The organism is Corynebacterium suranareeae (genome assembly GCF_002355155.1).
In the GTDB taxonomy this organism is placed as follows: domain Bacteria; phylum Actinomycetota; class Actinomycetes; order Mycobacteriales; family Mycobacteriaceae; genus Corynebacterium; species Corynebacterium suranareeae.
The window spans coordinates 1,965,652-1,988,112 of the sequence record NZ_AP017369.1; the positions used below are offsets into that span (position 1 = coordinate 1,965,652).

The following is a 22,461-nucleotide window of genomic DNA, read 5'->3' on the forward strand; positions in this document are numbered from 1 at the left end:
TAATTCAACTAATATCATATTGAATAACTATGCAATTCTGGCATACTCATTAGTTAGACATTAAATAATAATGTCCAACCTCAACCTAAGGACCTGTAGTATGTCGTCGTCACACAACATTCGCAAAATATTCAGCGCACTGGCCGTCTCATTCTCGGTTTCACTTATCGCTATTGCTGTAACCCCTGCCTCAGCACAAGAACCCGTGATAACCCAACACATACTGGAAACAAGCGTAGATCTAAATTCTGAAAATCTAGTTGATACTAGCGACTTTTCGAGTGCTCAAATTTTGCAAGCACAAAAATTGATCAACGTAATGAAAAAGTCAGAAAACATCTACGAGTATTTCGGCACTCTTTCCGACGTTGAGCAACGATCAATTATTGCAGCAATTGAGCAAAACCCCTATCTCATTGAGGATGAATTGCCCCGTATGAGAACACAAAACGAATTGACCGATGAAAATGAAAAGAAGTCTCCTAGCGAACAATACAAACTGTATATGACCATTCTTGAAATGCTGTCATGCATCAATCTCGTTGATGTCCCCTCATGTGCACTCGCCAATCAAGCCGCAAATATAGCTGAATCTGAAGCCAGAATCCGATACCCCGATTCAACAACAAATGGCAAAGGTGATGCCTTCCGTCACTGCACATGGAGCGCACTCATGACAATCCGAATAGGTGAAGACGGTGCCGAAAAAATAGGTAACGCTCATGAAACAGTAAGAAGAGGGGAACCAGAGGAAAGGGAGATGGATCTCATCAACAACGCATTAGGTCGAGATGTTGGTGGGAGGTTCACCATCAATAAAGACGAAGATGGTGCGCTTAACACATGCGCGTCCATGGCTAACATCGGGCTACTCCACACTTTAATATAACAAGAGGTCACCTTATGAAAACGAAGAGTCTCAACGTCGCAGCAATAATCTCAGCACTATTACTGACAGGCTGCTCCAATCACAGCTCACCACTTTATGACTACTTAAATACTTCGACGTCAACCACCGTCGAACAGGTACGTCTCAGTGATCTTTACGACGAACAATGGACCGAATTCGCCCTTGTCTGCCCCTACACCGCAAAAGAAGAGATCAAAAATGAACTCGGTATCTCAATACGCACTTATCTAACCAACTCCACTGATGACAGTAGTAACGATATTGTGTTGAGAGCTGAGGACGGATCGTATGAGTGGATCTATTTCAACAGATTCGACACCATGAGCCTCTGCCCGGGGAAACCACCAGAGTTGAAATACCGATCCATTGATTCGATTCTTGAGTTTGAGTACGACCACGACTACGGTAACTGGGATTTAACCGGCATCACTGAACCTACAGTGCAATAGTCACATCAACATTATTTATCACGTAAATACCCTTTAAAAATCTTTTACAAGATTTTTAAAGGGTATTTCTTTTATTACTTTTATATAGATTTTTAACTATCTATTACTGCACCATGTCAAACACGCGTAAAAGACTTCTTTAACCCACTCTAATAAAAAAACTTAAAAACAACGACAGCGAAGCTGCGTTCGGGTGAATCGGCGATAGTCACACACCACTCTTCTTGAGAGAATCCCGAGGTCACCCCTATGTCACCGAACTTCCAAGCTCGCGGCACCTTCACTGCACCCACTGTTGCTTTGTCTATGCGCCAGGTCGCACACATCCGTGAAGAGATCAACAAGTCGCCACTCGCCGCTTCCGTTTTCATCGCACCCACCACCAAACAAATGGTTGTCCGCGATCTGGAATCACTGTTCCAGCAGCTCTACCACACAGATCTACCTGAACCATCCATCAAAGACAGTGGTCTTATCAGTGCTGTCGGCTCTGGTGCCGGCAATACCAATAATCCAGCGCTCGCCCTAGAATCCCAGATGGCCTACCACCAGGTGCTCGCCATGCACCACACCGATGTTGCTACCTGGCACAAGGTGGTGACCAAAAACATCACCGAATCCGCTGCCGCACAAGATGCAGCCTTTGAGCACAGTGCAAAATACGATGCTGTCCATGATGCTGCGCATCTTATGGGCATCACTATTGATGATGGCAATGTCGGTAGCATCGCTATTGCATTTGATGCTGCGCGTGCAGATGGCAAGCATGATTGGTGCGTTGCCGGCATGAACCGCTACATGGAGGTCACTGAGGCGTTGGATAATGCGCGAGCTGTCACTAAAAATACTGCTGCACTCAATAAAACTGCTCTACCAGACGTGCAGCCGGCGCCCGTTCTGCATTCAGCACAGTTCATGAACAAGTCCGCACACAATCATGGGGTTAATACTGCTGAAAAAGATCAACCAACCCTGTTTTAAAAGACTGTCCATTTAACAACCACATCGTTACCCCCCCGAACAGTCTTTTAAAGGCTATTCAGGGGTAATTTTTTCGCCACACCCGCAATATCTACCATAAATGGTGATCTATTATACATAATGGAATTACCAAAGCTTCGCATCACTTTTCCACAGCCTGAAAGAACATACTATGTCCGCAGCTTTACCTCACACCGCAGCAGATCCCGTACACACCACCCCAGCGAAACCGCTGCTCGATCATGTCTTAGATTCACTGGGACGCAGCATCATCAGTGGTGAAATGGAAGCCGGTAGCACATTCAAACTGCAAGACATCGGTGAAAAATTCGGTATCTCCCGCACCGTCGCCAGAGAAGCTATGCGTGCCTTAGAGCAACTTGGGTTGGTGGCCTCATCGAGACGAATTGGTATTACAGTGCTCTCTCACGAGCACTGGGCTGTCTTTGACAAAGCCATTATTCGCTGGCGCCTCGAAGATGAGCGTCAACGTGAACAGCAACTGCAGTCACTCACCGAACTTCGTATTGCCATTGAACCAATTGCTGCACGCAGTGTTGCTCTTCATGCATCAAGCGCAGAGATTGCTATCATCAGTGATCTTGCTGCACGAATGCGTAACCTCGGTGAAGCTGGCCGTGGCGCATCACAAGAATTCCTAGACGCAGATGTGAAATTTCATGAGCTTATTTTGCAGTATTGCCATAATGAGATGTTCGCTGCCATGGCACCGCCCATAAAGGCTGTACTAGTCGGACGCACCAAACTTGGCCTTCAACCCGATCGACCTGCCGAAGAGGTCTTGGACAATCATGATGCTCTCGCACACGCACTAAGTGTTCGTAATGCAGACCTCGCCGAAAAAGCATCCAGGAACATTCTGAGTGAGGTGCGCGACGCACTGAGCTCGTAACTGCCTCTTACTCGCTCAATAACTAACACATAATTGCCACTAAACGAGCCACTACACAATTACACCGCTCATCGTTACTTAATTACCCTTTAATAGTCTTTTACAAGGCTGTTAAAGGGTAATTTTTTATTCGTTTGTTTTGGGCCCATTAAGTGTCAATTACATGTCGAGTAAGTGACACTTACAGCGCAATTGAATAGTCACTTAAACGCACGCTAAAAAAACCAATGACAGCGAAGCTGCATTCGGATACACACCTGAAGAACACTCTTCACCACTAGCATTCCACCAACGCCTCAGAAAGGGCTATCTCCATGTCTGTTGATGATCTTTACGCTGTTGTTCTTGATACCCGCACCGGTGAACCTGTTCCCTGCGTGTTCTGCAACTCTGCCCCACAGATTGTGATCTACGACGGTTGCTGCTCTCTGACCTGCACCCAGGCTCTCGATGATCTAGTTGAGGCTGAATACTACGGTGCAGATCTCACTGCAGCCGCTTAAAAACAACTACATACAACGACAACAACCCCGCTTCAGAATATTGCAACAAAGCAATAACTGAAGCGGGGTTTTATTTTCTCTATCCACAAGAGCAGAAACCCACGATGGGTATTCGCAGATAAAGGCACAAGACCGATGCTGGACTTTCGGAGCTTGGCTCCCGCCATTCCCCAGCATCACGTGCTTGTTCGTTCGATTATATAACACACATCATATGTTTAGCAATTTGTTTATCTAGATTACATAGTAACTAAATAATTCAGTATAGCCTTCATGTATTGCTTTTAATATGATTAATCTAGTTTATTAATGTATTTAAAACTCTGTTTTTTAACTACCTCCCGCGAATATAAATCTAAACAAAAGAGGAGCACCACATGTCAGCGCTCTCCCCGCGCACACGCACCTGGAAAATCAGTACCGTCGCGCTACTCTCTAGCATCATTGGATTGAGTTGCATCAATCATGCCGTGAGCTTCACTGCCGCACAGGAAATAGCATCCGATACACCCGTAGCAACAAATACATCAGACACCGTTGATAGCTCACCCATAAAGAAATACGCCACCAAGCACATCAAAGATCATTTCCAGGATGAGATTTATGCAATTGAAAATGGTAGCGAACTACCTTTAGCCATTGAAAGCGACTCTGCAGCGCCAAAAACCACTAATTCGCACGTTGACAAACAGACGGATTCGTCAGAGCTTACAAATCTGCAACACAGTTTTCATCACGAGAAACCGAGCAACAGGCTCATTCGTAGCGTGAGCTACGATTCGCCATCGGATACTTGGGTCATCATACCGACTGAAGATGTGTTATCCCACGGTGTCGATACCACCCGCATCAGCCAAATTCTCTATGAAGCTCACGCCCTGGGGCTCCATGACGAGCAAGCCCTCACCCGGCAGTTGACCTGCTATGCGTTGGGTTCACAGCCCACTGACACCGAGTGGAGCCTCAAGGGTTACCGCAACAGCCTCACAAAAAACGCCATCGAACACTATAGCGAAAGTTGCAACTAATGATGAGAACGACAGCCTATAAAAAACGAGCCCTGGCTTTGGTGCTATTCGGTACCGTGTCACTGTCCATAACAGCATGTAGCAACGACGCTGCACTTGCCGATTATCTCGATGCACAGCGCCCAACAGTTGATTCACCAGCAGATTCGGGATCATTAAGCGTCCCGCTTAGCGACATCTACAGCGTGCAATGGTCTGAGTTTGCTATTGCTTGTCCGGGTGCGATCCCTGGTTTTGCTGCACATATTCACACCCCGACCAGCGCGCTTGTGCTCAAAGCTCGCAACAATGAGGATGCAACGAGAGCCATTGAATTCGATCGAACTAGCACGCTGGATCTCTGTGCTATCACCGATAGCGCTGTTGATCTTAAATTTCGGCCACTAGATACTGCGCTAAACTTCCACTACAACACCGATTCTGCAGTGTGGGAGCTTACGCCGTTTGATTAAAAAGCCCACACACAGACACGGATAATATCCCCCGTAGTAGCTGAAACAAGCTGCTGCGGGGGATATTTTTTTAACGTCGTTGCTGGCTACGACGCAGTAACGCCTGCCGGCAACAAGCCCCATGAATCGACATGATTACTGGGTGAAAAGTACCACTGCGTTGCGCAACGATGACAGTTAATGATCATGCGTTCATCGTCATGCTCCTCAACATAGCCATATCCACATGGACAGACATAGGTTGCGGCGTAATCATCATCGAACATAGATCTAGCTGCTCGCACCGTTCGTACAGGTGAGGTGTCTTTATGCGACAGGTAATAATCTCGCACAGCCTCGTATGCTGAGTCATAGATACCAGGGCTCGCACCCACATGACGGAAAATCTCTAAGAAATCTTCTGGATGAGCAGCCATTCCATGATCGCTGTCACTCACGCCGGCACAGTAATCAGCTGAAATATCGCCTACCACCGTGTCATCACTAGCCCGCACAACCATCCACTCATGAAACGGCTTCGGCGCTGTATCTGCCTCTGGTTCGATCCATTTCTCTGCGATAAGCTCACCTGCTGCAGCACGATGAAGGCCGGTTCGCAGAAACTCATAACCCGCTGGCCTGTAATGATGCGCTTTCGGGCGCAAACTATCGTCCATTCGAGCAACCATCATGCGCACATAACGGTGCTCTAGCACGTCGATGCCGACATACACATTCGGACCGCTGTGATCATCATGATCAACAAGCGGTATGCCGAGAGCTGCAGCAACCCAGATAATCTGACCATTACTGACATAATCAAGATGTGGGGCGAGGAAATTCTCAGCGGTATGCTTGAGCGAATAGCTATGAACACCAGAGTCTGGGTCATTGAGCTCAGACACGGTATCAAACATGCGCAGAAATTCAGCGACCATCGCAAGCTCAACATAGTCTGTTTTACCGTTGAAACGCCATGTCTCGGCATAGTCATTTTGACGCACACCATTACCGCTGTGCAACGGTGCAACGCTGTGCTTATTTTCGATACCGATCAGCTCATGATTTTTCAGCGTTGCAATCAAATGTCGCGCACTCATGCGTGACCCCAAGATGCCTTGGGCCATCGGTGACATCATTTGTCGCAATGCTGCTGTGTAGGTGCAACCGGTAAATGCCGACCATGCTTTCGCATCTTGTTGCTGCGAGCGACTTGGGCGCCGCGTGATCGCAGTATGCTGCATGGAATTTTCAACCGCGGACATATCAATCTCACTTTTCTGGGCTTGGATAACCCACGCCTACCAGCCCTGAAAGAGACGAAATATCACAGCGGGAAAGGATTTTTAGATTCTGAATTCCGCATGAATCGGTTGTCCTTCGATGCCGTTATCGCGTGGGGATATACGACTCGGAGAATGGAGGATCAGGCCACCACTGTCCTTTATTATAGCACGCATACCGCGTTAATCTATAGATATTGATTAATCTATTCTCCACCCAACGCAGCCCGGAAATATGCTGTGAACATCTCCAGCATCATGATGACAAAGGGTGTTCCATCGCTGTAATTAAGCGGATTCTGCGTCACGGAAAAGGCTTTATAATACGTGCGCTCATTGCTGAATATGGCTTGGGACACCATCATGGCGCCAGCAGCAGAGAGACTTCTGCGCATTTGCACACTAAGCAGATAGCGACCGAGCCGACCATTTCCATCATAAAAAGGATGAATCGCCTCGAATAAATAGTGACTCATCACCGCTGTGGCTATATCTTCTGCGCTACGACGGAGCTCTAATTCGATAAAAGCATCCACACCAGTGATGATCTCTGACTCTGAGGAGAAGCCTGCATGGGCAACGTGGCCGGCACCTGTCACAACATGAACGGGGTGAGATCTGAACAATTCCCCATCAAGTACAGCATCAGAATCCACTAATTCGCCCTGTGATTGACTGCCGGCAGTAGCGAAAAAGTCGTTATAAAGACCGCGCATCTGCTGCACGGAACCAGGAAATAATGCAGCAGCGCCGGCTGATGTCACCTCAAGTAAGCGCACATAGTAGCGATACATAGCCAACTCCGACAGCGCGGATGGGATGGCGACACCCTCAACACTGTTACTCGCAACGACTTCTGAGCCGGCGAGATCATGCAATTTCTGGGCTTTAAACTGCTGCGCCAGCTGTGTGTCGAGCTGCTGCAGCTCTGAAACTAGTACCTCGACCTCTGCATCAACGACACAAAACAGCGGAAAACCACGCACCAGCACGCCGGTATGAACTGAGTTCTCGTTAGTGAGCCGCTCACAATAAGTAGTTTCTAAGAGTTCCCGAGCCTGTGTGTGATGGGCTGCATGGAAAACTTTGCTTAACGGTCGATACTGCATAGTCCCTATTGTCCCCTATTGGTCAATAACAAGGCGATTAGCTGGCAATTAAAAAGCACCATAATCGACTACGGCAGGACTATTAAGTGTCAATTGAATAGTTCCGTAACTGTCTTTTTAATAATCTCCAAGAATAAGCGCCTACAAAGACACAATTGTCTCGACAGTTAATCGTGCCGAAATGGGTTGTTAAAAGACAACGTACTAAATGACCGCAACATAACTATTAAGTGTCAATTACAAAGGGCCATAGTAAACAGTTAATTGCGGTCCCCAACAAGTACTGAAATAAGTCGATTATATGTCAATTGAATTGTTACTTAATAACACTCGCTACACACAGTAATCAGCAGGACTACTAAGTATCCATTATGTGTCAATTATCTGGAACCTTTAATGGCTTTGAAAAGGCACTATCCTATTGGCTCTTAGCGGTCGATTACATAGCAATTATATCAAGACTTTAAAGTAACTCATTCTACCGCACACTAAAAGGTCGATTAACTAACAATTCAATTGATCGTTAAAAAGCCTTTATCTTTCGGATTGCGAGTAAATACTTAATCGACCTTTAATAGTGAGCTAATTGGCTTTTAAAGGCCAACACATTGGATCATTTTTAAAAGGCTTTTAAGTGTCGATTAAATTGTCTTGTTACTGGCTTTCACAAGGCTCTTAAGAAACACTCCCCTATTGTCTTTTAATCGTCACTTAATCGACCTGTAAAAGTTAGTTAATTGACTCTTGAGTAACGACTATTTAATTGACCTTTAAGTAACGATTATGAGGTAATTATATTGATCGAATAGAGACACATAACTGACTACTCTTTATCTGACCATTACGAGGCTTTAAAAGAGCACTTAAGTGTCGATTAAGTGTCTACTCAATAACTGTCCATTATGAGGCTTTAAAAAGACAATTGAATCAACCGTTAATCGTCACTTAAATAACAATTAGCAATAGGCACTTTTAGAGCACCGTAAAAGCCATTTAATTGTCACGCAATGAGCCCTTAAGTAACAATTAAATAAGTGGCTTTAAAAATACTGCTACGGCACGATTGAAAGACAATTAACGGTCAATTAAGTATCAATTAATTAATAGTGATTTAGAATACTCTTAGAGCACAATTTAATTGACAGCTAATAGACCTTTAAGTAACAATTACTTTATCTGCACTTTAAAGGCACGCTAAAAGCCTTTTAATCGACATTTAATTGTCATAACGCTTCGGCACACCCAGGGAATACACTTAACGGTCGATTAAATGGATACTAAGTGACAATTAACCAGAGTCGCGTGGCAGAGTTGCGACGAACAGTAGCGAATTATCACTACCCCCGTACCGCTGATATTTAACATTAAAACAACATTTACCCCATTTGTTTTGTTTAGTTTTAACGGACTACTACCCCCGCCATTGTGGGACTGTGCAGCGGTATTTTCTACACTTATCAGACGTGAAGCAGGGCCCTGCAGCAGCCTGCAACGAGCATCCATTTCAAGCCGACAACGAGCTTGTAGAAACGCAGCTACAGCGGACACCAACGAGCCAGCAACGCATGATCTAGCGGCCTGAAACAGGCGCCCTGAGGCCCGCCACAATGCCGCAACGATAGCCCGGAAAACTCCCCAACGGACTGTTGAGGGGATTAGCTTGAGACACCTAAAAGTGCCCCAGCGAACCTGCTATATCGGTTGGGGAACCTACCGCAGCAGCCTCTCTCAAACACTTGAGAAAAACTCTGTAGCAAGCCTGCTTCACGCTCCGCAACAAGACCTCACAAGACTGCAACGGCTGCTAGAAAAAGCTCCCATAATTCCTCACAGCACCGTTTAAAACCCGCCACAGAGTTGCAGCAAACCCCTCAACAACACTGCTGCACACCGTCGCATCTCACAGCCCGCATCGACCCCAGAACCCTTTAAAAAGCTTCTATTCCGGGGTCTGTTAACAAGTCTCCACAGGGGCTGACAAAGCACTTATCAAGCCGCAACGTCTGCTTAATCTCCATCACCGGTGTATTCCAGTGGGACCCTCGTTCTCGTGCCTCGAACCCCACTGAAATACACCGGCGTCACCCTCGCTTCGCTCGTATACACAGCAGACCTCTCCTACCTGGGGAAATGCATAACTAAATACACGTGTATACGGCTAAAATCGGCAAAAAGCGCCCCCGAATACACGTGTATACGAACTCAATTTCCCCAGCTTAACAAGCATATTCACCCCTTTTCTGGTCGCTAAAGCTCCCGCCATAGGGGAAAAAGAATGAAAAGGGCATAAGGGGGTGTGACGCATTGAGCCTTTCGCTGCGCTCAATTCTCAATCCGATCGGCATAGCCGATACACCTGGTTTGCTGACGCAAACCCCCGTCCTTCGGACGGCCCTTATCACCCAGCTCACAAGTCAAAGAGGGGTCAGTTGCTTCGCTGCCTTTCCTCCCCTCTTCGCCTCCCGCTGTGTGCCCCTTCGGGGTGCCCCTTACAACCACCGATGTGGCTGGCGCCACGATCTTTTCGGTGGTTGTTATCCAAGCCCTTGTGCCACCAACCTGACTGCAGCTGTCGCTGCGTCATGTCTTCGGTTCGCTACGCTCACTGGTGTCACGGGCTTTCAAGACAGGCGTGCTGCGCGGCCCTCATAATCGGCTGTAGCGATTCTTCGTTGCCTGCTGCGCCCGCGACGCGCCCAAAAGCATTCATCGCTGCACGGCTGCTGCTCCGTTCTCCGAACTCCCGCATCAGCTCGCGCAGTCCGTTGAGGGCGCGCTAAAAGATGAAAAGATCCTGCAACAAAAAGCGGTTGCAAAAAGATGAAGAGAAGCCTGCTACGAAACCTCTCGTTTCTGCGCAAACAATACGACTAACGCACGCTGAAAAACTCTCACAGCAACCACTGCGGTTTCTGCACTAAACCTCGTTATCAACGCAATAAAAAGATCCCCAAAATGCTAAAAACATAAGTTAAGTGATCACCCCTTTTAACACCGTATGGGGTAATTAGGGTTCATTAATTACCCCCCACTTAATTTATGAAATTTCCATTTCTATCGGTACACGGTGTGTGGTGTGGGTACGTGGAAGAAGTCCGACTCAAGTCAAGCGCTTGCAACCTACGGTTGCCTCTCGCGCTTGTGCACGTGTGATGAGTGAGTCGCCTCTGTGGGCCGTGGTGTCCAAAAGCGATTCTCGGTTTCACCGATCATCGCGCCAGGCGGCGCCTGGCCGGTTGAACAAGGGAATGGTGGGTGCGTCACCTTGCCGCCCGCTGGTGGGGGTTGTGAAAGAGAAACCACCCTGCTCCACATACACGCAAAAATTAACTTCTTTATTTAGTGAATAAACAACTAGTATTTTTAATGACTTACAAATATCAAGAAAGAATCTGTTCCTTATGTCCACATTGTCTAAGCCACGCAAGATCGCCACCAGCGTTGCTGTCGCGGCACTTACCCTCGCGTTGTGTAGTTCTGCCGCCGGCATTGTCCATGCAGCGCAACAAACTATCAGCGGTCCAAAATCCTCATGCGCTTTTAATCAACAACGTTGGGATGACAGCAAGCTCAAACTTGACGAAGCTATTAGTACAGCCAAAAACTCACTCACACAGACTGGCGAGCTGCACCTCAACCAAACTGATCTACTTTCCGGCTACCTTTTTCAACAGCCCCACAGCAGTAACTACCTCGCACTCAACAATGCGTACGCCGATGCGGTGGCAACCAAAGACAGCTTTGTACGCCCGGAGTGTGATGGTTCCAAAGAATCCAAAATCGCCAGCGAACACGCCTTGTCTGAGATCGTAAATGCTGCGAACACTCTTGCCCGTGCACAAAAATCACTTCAGGTAAATTCTGATACTTATGAGCAGCAACGCCGTTGTGACGCGCTTCGTCTAGCAAGCCGTGATGAGTCAGATGTCCTCATGCGTCTTGATCGCACCATGTTCCAGCTTCGTGGCACACTGACGGAAATTGATCAGATCACTACAGATATTCAAGATATTCGGGCACAGACCGCCATCTTTGAACGTGATCTTGCCCGCGAGCAAAAAGAAGCAGATGCCGCAGCACGTGCACGTGATGCCAGCACCGTAGCCACGCCAACCACAACCGCAGAGGATCGTGCCACCAGCATTCTTAAAAAGCCTCATACCAATCGCGGTGGTGACAGCTACACCCGGTCGTCAACGGCCAGCGCACAAAGCACCGAATCGGATTCTGCAACCAACACCTCGTACCTGTCGCGCCGACTCGACAGTTTGGAGCGCAGTGCCCAGCATATTGATCTCGACACACCGTGCGACAACCTTGATGATCTTCGTGAACTCACCAGCAATGACACTCGTGATCGCACAGGTGCGGTGATTTCAATTGCGGACCAACTTAAAAACATCACAAACGAAATTAACGAATTGCGAGAATCTACGATTGCAACCCGCGACAGTGCCCAGCACGCTCAAGATCAGGTCACCGCACAGCGCGAGGAGCTACAACGTGAAAAGGAAGCGCAGTTAGAAGATCAACGCCTAGCTCAAGAAGCTGAAGAAGAAGCTCGCAACGCGGTCATTCAGGAACGTGAAGCAGCCGAGGCAGCGCTACGCGAGACACAAGAGCTTCTCAGTCGCCTGGATAATACCGACAACGCAGTCAATGATGACACAAGCGCAATTGCTGACAGTCTTCTCAATAACTAACAATCCTTATCACCGTCCACTGGGTGCACTCTAAAGTACCTGGTGGACGGTATGTTTTGCCCCAATACCCAAGTAAAATATATCTAGTACTATTTTACGATTGAAAGCAGATTCTACTATGACCGTCGCCTCACCTACAGCGCTTGCCCTTAGTGACATGTCCTATATAGACATCATCAAAAGAAAACGCGGGTGGACTACTGAGTTTTTCCACAGCGCCATCAACACCGGGGAGATCACCCCACCGCTGCCTGACAGCGACCGTGCCACAGCAGTAATTCATGACCACATCACCAACACACGTGAAATCACCATCATCACTGACTTTGATATGGACGGTATTTCAGCCGGCGTCATCGCCTACGCAGGTCTTGCCGAACTTGGTGCGCAAGTCAATATGGTGGTGCCCGATTATCGCGGTGAACGCAATGTCACAGCCGACGATATTGACCATGCACTTGAGCTCTACCCTGCAACATCACTCATCATCACCTGCGATGTCGGAATCGGCTCCCATGAAGGTATTGCTCGCGCACAGGAAAGCGGTGTCGCGATACTAGTCACAGATCACCACATGGAGGTCGAACCCTGCCAGGCCACTGTGGTACTTAACCCCAACCGAATTGGATCTGACTATCCAAATAAAGATATTTGTGGTGCGCAGGTCATCTTCGCCACATTGGGTGACTATGCGCGTCGTTATAGAGCCGACAAGATTATCGACATTAATTTACTCGCTGTCTTTGCCGGCATTGGTGCACTCGCCGATGTCATGCCCTTAACTCGTGATACTCGACCAACAGTGAAGCAGGCTATTGCGTTGCTTCGGCTTGCCATTCCACAGATAAGCAAAAATCGCTTCGGTGGCTGGGATATGTATGCTGCACGTTCTGTTGATCCTGATACCTCCACGCTCATGCATATCGTCAACGCCAGCGCTCATGATCACCGATTCATGGCTGCGTTCCAAGGCATCTCAATTCTGCTCGGCGAACTGATTGCACAGAAAAAGTTGATCAGCATCGACAATATCTCTGAGTCTTTTATTGGCTTCACGCTCGGACCGATGTTTAATGCCACCCGCCGTGTCGGTGGTGACATGCACGATTCATTTCTCGTGTTTGCACCCCATGCAGCACTTGCATCACAACCGTCGATGAATCCAAATCGTCGTGCTGCAATCAATCGCATCATTGATAACAACGAACGTCGCAAAGAGCTCTCCAAGTCCTCTTATGCTGCCGTACACAACACAGATCAACCCTACGCACCCTTTGTATGGCTCTCTGACGCACCAAGCGGCATTCTCGGCCTTACTGCCTCACAGCTCACTCGTGAGTCTGGTGTGCCGGCCATTGTTATTAACCCAGACACCTTGTCTGGCTCGGCACGTTCACCTGAATGGGTACCGATCATCACCCAAGTAAACACCCTCGGCGCACAAGGTCACGGTGGCATTCATGCTGCAGGCCATGAACATGCCTGTGGTATGCGCTTTGATAGCCATGATGATATTGCGGTCTTTGTCGCAGCCCTCGACCTACTCGATAAGAGCACGCCACGGGAAGCGCAGCTGGCAGATCTTCATCTAGTTGATATTGACCATGCGCGTCCGGTTCTCGATAACCCTGCATTAGCTCACGCACTCAGCACAGTCGATGCCGCTGTAGATTCAGCACAGCTACTTGTACTTATTGATCAGCTTGATCAACTGCAGCCTTTTGGTCACGGTTTTGTCTACCCGCACATCGACGTGACCTTCAGGCCGGCAGAAGCCGAATTTAAAGTCATGGGTCAACATCACCAACATCTGAAGGTGATCACTCACTCAGGGCTCACTCTGTTGTGGTGGAATAAAGCCCAACAGCTCGATGAACTCGCACAATCCGAATTGGTCACTATGTCCGTGGAACTCGATGTCAATATGTTCCGTGGTTTTATCACACCACAAGGCATTGTCTCAGCGTGCACAGTCATCTAACTTGACTACAAAAGCGTCAAAACAACCCCCAACAGCCTCTGCAAGAGCTGTTGGGGGTTGTTGTTATATTTGTGACCGTCGAGGTCTTAAAAAGTCTCTACACAGGCGCAGATGATGCACGTGGACGAGCTGCCATAGAAAACGGCTGTCCTGATTTCATACCAGGGATACGACCCTCATCGACAGTGACCACCACATCACTAAACACCGTCATGGCTGCAGTCACAGCATCACCGGTGAGCTCTTTCCCAAACACGGTGCCTTTAAGCAGCCAACCATGATGCGCAGTGGAATCCTCTCCTGCACGTGCCTGATGGCGTACATGTCGATCCTCGCGGAGTGCGTGGCGACCATAACCATCTTCAAAGCGACACCCTGCGGCCCACATGGCAAAGTGCTCACGGCCTTTAATGGTGTCAGCTTCGCCTGTAAGACCATCGCCCCATGGCGTGCCCATAATTACCACGCTGTCGCCCCTAAGACCGGACACCGCATTAAGAGCCAATAGTTGATCCATCGTCTGCTGACGCAGCTCTCGTTGCCACAGATCATCGTGCACAGTATCAATGGCGTTCCCATAGTCAGCGAGAAGATTAAGGCTAAGCTTCACGGGCTCAGCAAGCCCTTTAACCGGCACAGTGACTGTTCCAGTGGACGCAAACCCAGCTTTAGTGCGGTTGTGGCTGTACGTACTGCCCTCAGGCGCACAAATGATCAATGAATCCGTGTGGATCTCCACAGCGGTGCTATGGCGACGCTTGACCATAGTGGTGTGTTCTAGATAATCATCGCCAGCTGGTACTTCACACAGATCCCACGGACCGATGCTGATGCCTCGTTGAAATTCGTCAGCGATTCGTTGCGCGGTAGTCACAGTCATAGTTAATTAAAAGTCCCTTTACTTACATTACTTAGTTATTCATTAATTACTTTAACAAACTTAAAGCCAGATAACGCCAGCAAGAAAGGTAGTTTCGCTACGTTCCAGAGAAAGGCAAAAAAGTAGAGCCACTGGGTCACTACTCCCAATGGCTCTACACTCTTCTCGCTCCGTTAAAGATTCCTGCTGTTCACCACCCCTGCCGGACTATCTGCACACCAGGCAAGTAAAGGAAAACTGATCGCGGTCCTGGACAGGGCAGCAGTAAATGTTTAACTCACTTTTCAGTATAGACAAACTTTAAAGACAATGCAACTAGTTTCTAAATCTATTTCAAAGTCAATTACTTACTCACTAAGGAGAATCAACCATGTCCGGTCGCACCAATCCCCGAAACCAATTTTATGGGTCATATATCTTACGCAAACTTTTCAAGTCGTGCAGAACCTCAAAATTCCCATAAGTTTTTAATTATCAACACAGTAACTACCTGGCTATCGAAATAGAACGGAAGTGCGCATAACAGGAACATATATGAATTTAATTATGAACGTAACGTTACAAACAGAAAGTATCGTTACACCTCAAAAACACACTATGACCTGCTGTAACGGTGAATCTGTAGCGCTACGGTGTAACGATACGAAAAAGCTAAAGTTACACCCAAAAGCACCCTTTAACCTGCAACTATAGTCACAAAATTGTGGTTTGTAACGTTGTAACGATACTTTTGGAACTTTAATATAGACAGAAGAGAAAGAGTAAGAACTCATAAACGTGAAATAGGACACATAAGTACTTAAAAGCACATATGAGCATCATGCTATGTCGTTTTACTACTTTTCACCATATGAACGTGCACATGAGCACTACCGCTCTGCACGGTGGTGATGATAGGTAAAAGCCATAACGGATTATTGCGATCCCTCGCGCGTATGTAAAACACGTCAAGTATCGTTACAACGTTACACTTTTGCATTCATGCAGGTCATAGTGTGTTTTTCATGTAACGTTGATGTAACGCTTATATTATTTTAATAATTAACTTTAATATAATAAAAGGGTCTTTGACGTGCATCTTTGGTGCTGTAACGCTGTGTAGCGGAGTGTAACGATACGTAACGTTACGCTCGAATTAAATTCACGTTTGTGCAGTTTTTCAGCCGTCATCTCACCGTGTGAGACTACTGTCTCACAAATAGGCACCACTGCGGCACCCTCTAGATTGAATAAACCTATCAGTCTGCGTGCGTCTGCGGCCCCTAAAGCGCGCTCCTCACCCCTTTGCGTGCACGGCTATGGTTCGTACCGCTATCCATGCGTAACAACAGCTCTCCCCACCCACTGCCTCTTACGCGCGCATACAACTGTGCGCTAAGTGCGCCTTAATAAACCGTTGAGTTTCTTTATTACTAAGCTTGTTTAAATTGAAAGTTCGCTATATTCTGATTAAATAAAGTAAGTAATTTAGTAATTCGGCTCCACGGCCACCCGCACCGTTGTTCACCCACAGTGCACAAGAAAAAGCAACTCACTTCGTGCTTTTTTCACCGACCCCGGCTGTGTGGATGCCACCCACTTACACCGCACAATCGAAGACAAAAGTAAAGGATGTTCACCTTATGTCTGACACCACAGACAACAACGACCCAGCTACCTCACTTACAGTCGATAAAGTCGCGCCCGATACTTCTTCCTCTAGCAGCACCGCTGTGCAACCTAAGAAGAAATTCACCATCATTAAGCAAGTGAACATGATTGCGCGTACCGCTATTGATGACTGCATTAATCGACTAGGCCCAGATGTTGTCACCATGTCCAGCGAAGACATTGCTGACCGGGTGGTCAACTCCATTAACGTTGCTATTGCCAAGGAAAACGCACGCGCACAAGACGCCAAGGCTGCAGTGCGCTACACACCTATCTTTAAACTCGATTTCTCCCACGTCGCCGTGCTCATGCGCAGACTGCATGTGATTATCAATATCGCACCATCCCATAACTCTGACCCCGACAGCGATATGTTGGCTATTTACGACCCCAACCCCGCGAGTGAGCATTATGGGATCTATCGCACCTCAGAGGCTGAAATACGCCGCGTAGCGCGTGAATACTGCCCTGACCTCACCTCAGCGCAGTTTAGGGAATTGCTCATGGCTCTCTCCGATGCAGCGCCACGTAAAGTGCGCCACAAACAACGTGATTTGATTCCTGTGAAAAACGGCATCTTCAACTACTCAACCAAGCAACTAGAACCTTTTTCTCAAGAGTTTGTCTTTCTTGCTAAATCTGCCGTGAACTACAACCCAGCAGCAACCAACCCTGTCATTGTCCATCCCCAGGACGGCTCTGTCTGGGATGTTGAATCATGGATGAACGATCTCTCTGATGATGAAGAGGTTGTCAACCTACTCTGGGAGATTATCGGCGCTATCGTGCGACCCTATGTGTCCTGGAATAAATCTGCCTGGTTCTATTCTGAGGCAGGAAACAACGGTAAAGGCACCTTGGTTGAGCTCATGCGCAACATTTTGGGTGCAGAAGCCTATACCAGCATTCAGCTCTCGGACTTCTCCAAAGAGTTCCATCTTGAATCATTGACGCGTGCGCAAGCAATTCTTGTTGATGAGAACGATGTCGGCGCATTCTTGGAAAAGTCTGCGAACCTTAAAGCCATTGTCACCAATGACGTCATCTCCATTAACCGCAAGCACAAGACCATGCTCAGCTATCAGTTTTACGGCTTTATGGTGCAGTGTATTAACGGTTTCCCCAAGGTCAAAGACCAGTCTGAGTCATTTTTCAGGCGCCAACTCTTTGTCCCTTTTGAGAAAAGCTTCACCGGTGCCGAGCGCAAGTACATCAAAGACGACTACATGTCGCGTACAGATGTACTCGAATATGTTCTCCACCGCGTGCTGCATATGGACTACGACAATCTCTCCACCCCTGCAGCAGCTCTGGCTGTGCTCGATGAATACAAAGAATTTGTCGATCCTGTACGTGCATTCTGGAATGAATTCAATGATCAATTTGTCTGGGATCTGCTGCCACTGCAATTTCTCTACGAGTTTTATCGCAAGTGGTTTGACCGCGACAGTCCATCCGGGTCTGTACTCGGTAAACGCAGCTTCATTCAGAAAATCACGACCATCGCTGTTGATAGCGGTGAGTGGGAGTATCCACTCACCGCACAGCGTCCCGGTGGCGATATGGCTGTTCCTGAGCCATTAGTCATTGATTACGACCTCACCGAGTGGCAAAACGCCCTGGTCGATAAACGACACCCAAACAAGGGCATTCCACTGCCACTCAAGGCTAATTATCGAGGGTTGCTGCGCAAACAACCAGCTGCTCCCGCCGCCTCTCCTGCACCAACCACCCCTTAACAACCACAAGAAAGCAACCATTATGTCCGCACCAACCATCTACCCCGGCACCAAAGCATCTATTGACACCATCACCATGGGTGATGCCCGAATCGTCTATTTCGATATTGAGTCACTCCACAATATTTTCACTGTAGCAACCTATGACTCCCTGACTCACCACGTCGATTTCTTTTATCTACTCGATCACGACACCAGCCCGCAGGTCACAGTACTGCCACACTCAATGGATTATTTCGACCAGACCCGCAGCGATGCTGTCATGACCGCCATTGTTAATCAAAACCCAGCGTTCGCAGAAATTAAAGGTTCACCCATCACCACTGCTGATGTGAGCTTGCACAATCTGGGTGACACCAACGCCAATCGACGCTGGCAGTCTAATGTCCTGCTGGCACGACTACTCGGTGGAATTAACGAACGCGGTCACATCTCCACCAATCATTACGGTAATGATCTTGCTCGACAGTTTGCTGAAGCAACCCTGGTCACCCGTGATTTCGATGCCGATTATGACCCCACAACAGCGCACCCTTTTATCGCCGGTTTCAACTCGATCAACTATGACACCTCCCTGATCAGCCTGTACTTCGCGCTGTTGACCTCGAATATCGGAAGCACACAGACGTATTTCCCGGTGATCACCGCACAGGAGCTTCGTGCGCATAACGACAAACTCTTTAGCCCTGAGTTCATCAAAAACATGCCGAAGTATCTCTGGGATCGCAACAACGGCGCTGGCTATGAATCCGCCTCGTATTATCGCAACACCATGCTCAAATCGGGTCGCCACATTGATATTCAACGACTCAATGAAAAGCAGCTCTTTGTCGGACTCAAGCGCCTGCTTGGTCTACTCGGCCACCAAATTCTTGAATCGGATCGTCTCTCTGGCGATGATGCCCATGTAGACACTAACGAAGACGTACTCGATCTCATTGCCTACAACGTCTCAGATGTGGTGGGCACCAGACTGCTTGCTGAAGACCCGGTGTATTCCGGCTCATTCGACCTACGGGCAGGACTTCTCAGCACCTACCCTGAGACTATCTTTGATCATGATGGAACCTTCCGTCAGCCATCCACGCAGATGCATAAAGATCGCCTGACGATTAATACCTCATCTGCACAGTTCGCAGCACGTATTTTGGCGCCTTATCGTCCACTGCGTGATGTCCCAGATGCTATTGGTGACATGCCAGTGGTGTCCTACCTCTATCCTGACGCAGCTGTAGCTCAAGCAACAGGTCAAAAGCAGGTCAACGTGCTAGACGAATCGAAGAAGTTCTTCTATGACAACATCACTGACCCAGCAGCGCGTGCCGCCTTTGATGAAGTGTTTGCTTTTTACGCAGACATTGAGGGGCGCAACTTCAACAGTAACAATGAGGCTATTGATACTCAGATCAACCAGCTACGAGCGTATCTCAACCGGGTTGTCCCATTCGACGCAGCAGGGCACGCGCTCTATGATGTGCGCACCCGTTTTGAGCAGATCTTCCCCAAGAATCTCAGTTACATCAATGATGCAGCTGATATGACCCCCCGTGCGGTATCGAACTTTGATGATCTGGTCGCACTCTTCGATGATATTCGCGGTGTGCTTGATCGAGGCTTAGAGATCTCATCCCCGAATCATCATGAGATGGTCGATACTATGCGCAAGCAGCTGCACTATGTGCAGGCGTTTTATCGTGCCTGGGGACCTATCCAGCGCCGCTTTAATGATGCAGGCCCAGCGGTGACTCAGCCACAGCTCACAGTGATCTACCCACCGCTAACCCCTGCATCCGCAGAAAAATTCGACAAGATCACCTCAGTCGCTGCTGTGCAGAAACGCCCGACCACCCTGCCCTATTTCCGTGCCGATGGAACCCCTACTCGTGGCTTTGCCAACTTCTCCACTGGTGGTATTCACGGCGCAGAATACAACGGAGATCGCTTTGATCATGATGTCAACACCTACGCATCATCATCGACTGAGTTTTTCGCTGTTCTTGACGCGTCTCTGAGTGCGCTTCATGCAGCCCACCAAGCAGATCCTGACTCAGCTGATTATCAGATCGCACAGGATGCTCTTTCCTGGGCAAAGCAGGTCCTTGATAATCAAACCCATTACGATAAGTCGCCACAGCTGCATAACCCAGCAACAGGTGTCACCTACGACAAGGAGATTGTCGCCTTAGCTGCCTGGTGGATTCGTAATAAGCCTGTTGATGTTGTCTTACCATCAGGTGAGACCACCACTGTAAAGCACGCTGATGTCCTGGCGTCTACTTCCCGCAAGAGCACCCCATATTGGCGCGCCGAACCCAAGGGATCGAAAGAGCCAATCCTGTTCCCAGTAGCAAAATCTGGCGGTTCCTCGCTTGAAAAGAAGTACAACTACACCTCTGCAGGTACAACAATTCACGAGGACTTCACCAGTTACTATCCTCTACTACTGACCAATATGGCTGCATTTACTAATGCTGACCTAGGTATTGATGAGAAAACCGGGCGCCCTCGTGACCGCTACAGTGACATTTTCGAACAAAAAGAGATCTATGGTGCACAGCGCAAAGACCCTTCTATTGATGAAAAAACAAAACAACGTCTAGGAATTTTGCGAGAAGGCACCAAGCTGATTCTTAACTCTGCTACCGGTGCCGCTGATGCCGGTCACGACACTCCGATCCTCATGAACAACCGCGTTATTGCCATGCGCATTATTGGGCAATTATTTTCTTGGAGAATTGGGCAAGCTCAATCATTGGCTGGTGCAACGATTATCTCCACCAACACTGATGGTCTCTATTCTGTGCTGGATATGGAGACCAACCAGCGTGTTCTTGATGAGCACGCTACAGCTATCGGCGTGCAGATTGAACCAGAAGAGCTCGATATTGTCTCCAAGGACTCCAACTCACGTGCCGAATTCCTCAGCAACGGATATATCAATGCTGCAGGTGATCTGGCGTGTTGGGATGGTCCCAACTCTAGGAACTCGCTTGATCACCCAGCCTTTGTTGACCATGTATTAGTGAAATACTTCCAACTCATCGTCAACAACACTGTCCCAGAGATTCCAGAAACCCCTGAACTTGAGGGCGTACCACTGGCCCTTGATCAACCCATGAACCGCCATGAAGTCTCGAAAATCGTCGCCACCATGCATGAAGAATTCGAGCCGAAGAAGCTGCTGTCGTTTTACCAAAACATCTTGGCTTCTTCTCGCGGTTCTAATACGTTCCTATTCTCTGTCCCCTATATTCCCGCAGCAGAAGGAGAAGAAACCCACCCTGCAACAGATACCACCACCATTGCGACACCAACCTTAAGTTTTGATGCTTATGGCAATAAAGCCGAGGTCATGCCGACCCAATCCACCCTGAATAAACGCGTACCCTCGTTGCTGCAGTATTACACGCGAACGTTCCATGTGCGCAAAAATACTGAGCAGGCTGTCTTTGATGTTATTGGCGCCAACCCAGTACTCATTGCCGCAGCAAAGGCAACGGCAATTACCGCAGCCTCTGCTGATTCACGCAAAAAGAAGGGTGTCGCACCCACCAACGCTGACCCAGTGGCCATGCATATGCTGGAGGTCGCCGGTGTTGATACGCAATCGTTGCGCCATGAAAAGGATCTCAAGGTCACCAAGCACACCGGCCAAGACCCAAGCCTGCCTGTGGTGGTCTTTAACCAAACCATCTGGCACAACCCCAACGACGATGTAATCAACGCACTGCTCGGCGCTATTGACCAGGATGCCTATATTGATATGGCGATCTCGTCCTACAACAATTCCTGGCGCAACATCATCCCAGCCTAATACCACCGCTGGGGTAACCCCTTGATGACTTAAAAAGCCTGGTAAAGCTGTTAAAATTCAGTAATACCAACACTTAATCATCAAGGG

The 22,461-nt window shown here is 48.2% G+C and carries 14 protein-coding genes; 11 read left to right on the top strand and 3 right to left on the bottom strand.

From position 1 onward, the window contains the following. Positions 1-100 precede the first annotated feature (100 nt). The 7 genes from N24_RS09270 (at position 101) to N24_RS09300 (ending at position 5,236) form a co-directional block, all read left to right on the top strand. Complete coding sequence (locus tag N24_RS09270) at positions 101-889, top strand: DUF6973 domain-containing protein (protein WP_096456326.1); 789 nt, start codon at positions 101-103, stop codon at positions 887-889. 14 nt (positions 890-903) lie between these two features. Continuing rightward, complete coding sequence (locus N24_RS09275; RefSeq protein ID WP_096456328.1) at positions 904-1,359, top strand: hypothetical protein; 456 nt, start codon at positions 904-906, stop codon at positions 1,357-1,359. Between the two features lie 249 nt (positions 1,360-1,608). Beyond that, positions 1,609-2,340, top strand: coding sequence for a hypothetical protein (locus N24_RS09280; protein ID WP_096456330.1), 732 nt, complete (start codon positions 1,609-1,611; stop codon positions 2,338-2,340). A gap of 172 nt (positions 2,341-2,512) precedes the next feature. Further along, a complete protein-coding gene (locus tag N24_RS09285) occupies positions 2,513-3,253 on the top strand; it encodes a FadR/GntR family transcriptional regulator (protein ID WP_096456332.1) in 741 nt (246 codons plus the stop codon). A gap of 314 nt (positions 3,254-3,567) precedes the next feature. Continuing rightward, positions 3,568-3,756, top strand: a complete 189-nt coding sequence (locus N24_RS09290) for a hypothetical protein (RefSeq protein ID WP_096456334.1) — start codon at positions 3,568-3,570, stop codon at positions 3,754-3,756. Positions 3,757-4,133: 377 nt separating this feature from the next. Continuing rightward, a complete protein-coding gene (locus N24_RS09295) occupies positions 4,134-4,784 on the top strand; it encodes a hypothetical protein (RefSeq protein WP_096456336.1) in 651 nt (216 codons plus the stop codon). After that, complete coding sequence (locus N24_RS09300; RefSeq protein WP_096456338.1) at positions 4,784-5,236, top strand: hypothetical protein; 453 nt, start codon at positions 4,784-4,786, stop codon at positions 5,234-5,236. The genes N24_RS09295 and N24_RS09300 overlap by 1 nt, the downstream gene beginning before the upstream one ends. A gap of 86 nt (positions 5,237-5,322) precedes the next feature. Here N24_RS09300 and N24_RS09305 read toward each other — a convergent pair whose 3' ends face one another. Both N24_RS09305 and N24_RS09310 read right to left on the bottom strand, forming a co-directional pair. Then, on the bottom strand, positions 5,323-6,480 hold the full coding sequence (locus tag N24_RS09305; RefSeq protein ID WP_096456340.1) for a hypothetical protein: 1,158 nt from the start codon (positions 6,478-6,480) through the stop codon (positions 5,323-5,325). A 224-nt stretch (positions 6,481-6,704) separates the two neighbouring features. Next, positions 6,705-7,607 (bottom strand): Fic family protein, encoded by a 903-nt coding sequence (locus N24_RS09310; protein ID WP_096456342.1) that lies wholly within the window; start codon positions 7,605-7,607, stop codon positions 6,705-6,707. A 3,401-nt stretch (positions 7,608-11,008) separates the two neighbouring features. On the opposite strand from N24_RS09310, the gene N24_RS09320 reads away from it, so the two are divergent. Continuing rightward, positions 11,009-12,310, top strand: a complete 1,302-nt coding sequence (locus N24_RS09320; RefSeq protein WP_096456346.1) for a coiled-coil domain-containing protein — start codon at positions 11,009-11,011, stop codon at positions 12,308-12,310. Positions 12,311-12,428: 118 nt separating this feature from the next. Further along, a complete protein-coding gene (locus N24_RS09325; protein WP_096456348.1) occupies positions 12,429-14,291 on the top strand; it encodes a DHH family phosphoesterase in 1,863 nt (620 codons plus the stop codon). 97 nt (positions 14,292-14,388) lie between these two features. Here N24_RS09325 and N24_RS09330 read toward each other — a convergent pair whose 3' ends face one another. Continuing rightward, positions 14,389-15,171, bottom strand: coding sequence for a hypothetical protein (locus N24_RS09330; protein WP_096456350.1), 783 nt, complete (start codon positions 15,169-15,171; stop codon positions 14,389-14,391). 1,622 nt (positions 15,172-16,793) lie between these two features. Here N24_RS09330 and N24_RS09335 point away from each other — a divergent pair. Both N24_RS09335 and N24_RS09340 read left to right on the top strand, forming a co-directional pair. Further along, positions 16,794-18,560 carry a DNA primase family protein gene (locus N24_RS09335; protein WP_096456352.1) on the top strand — a complete coding sequence of 589 codons (1,767 nt, stop codon included), beginning with the start codon at positions 16,794-16,796 and terminating at the stop codon, positions 18,558-18,560. Between the two features lie 22 nt (positions 18,561-18,582). Continuing rightward, a complete protein-coding gene (locus N24_RS09340) occupies positions 18,583-22,374 on the top strand; it encodes a hypothetical protein (protein ID WP_096456354.1) in 3,792 nt (1,263 codons plus the stop codon). Positions 22,375-22,461: the final 87 nt, after the last annotated feature.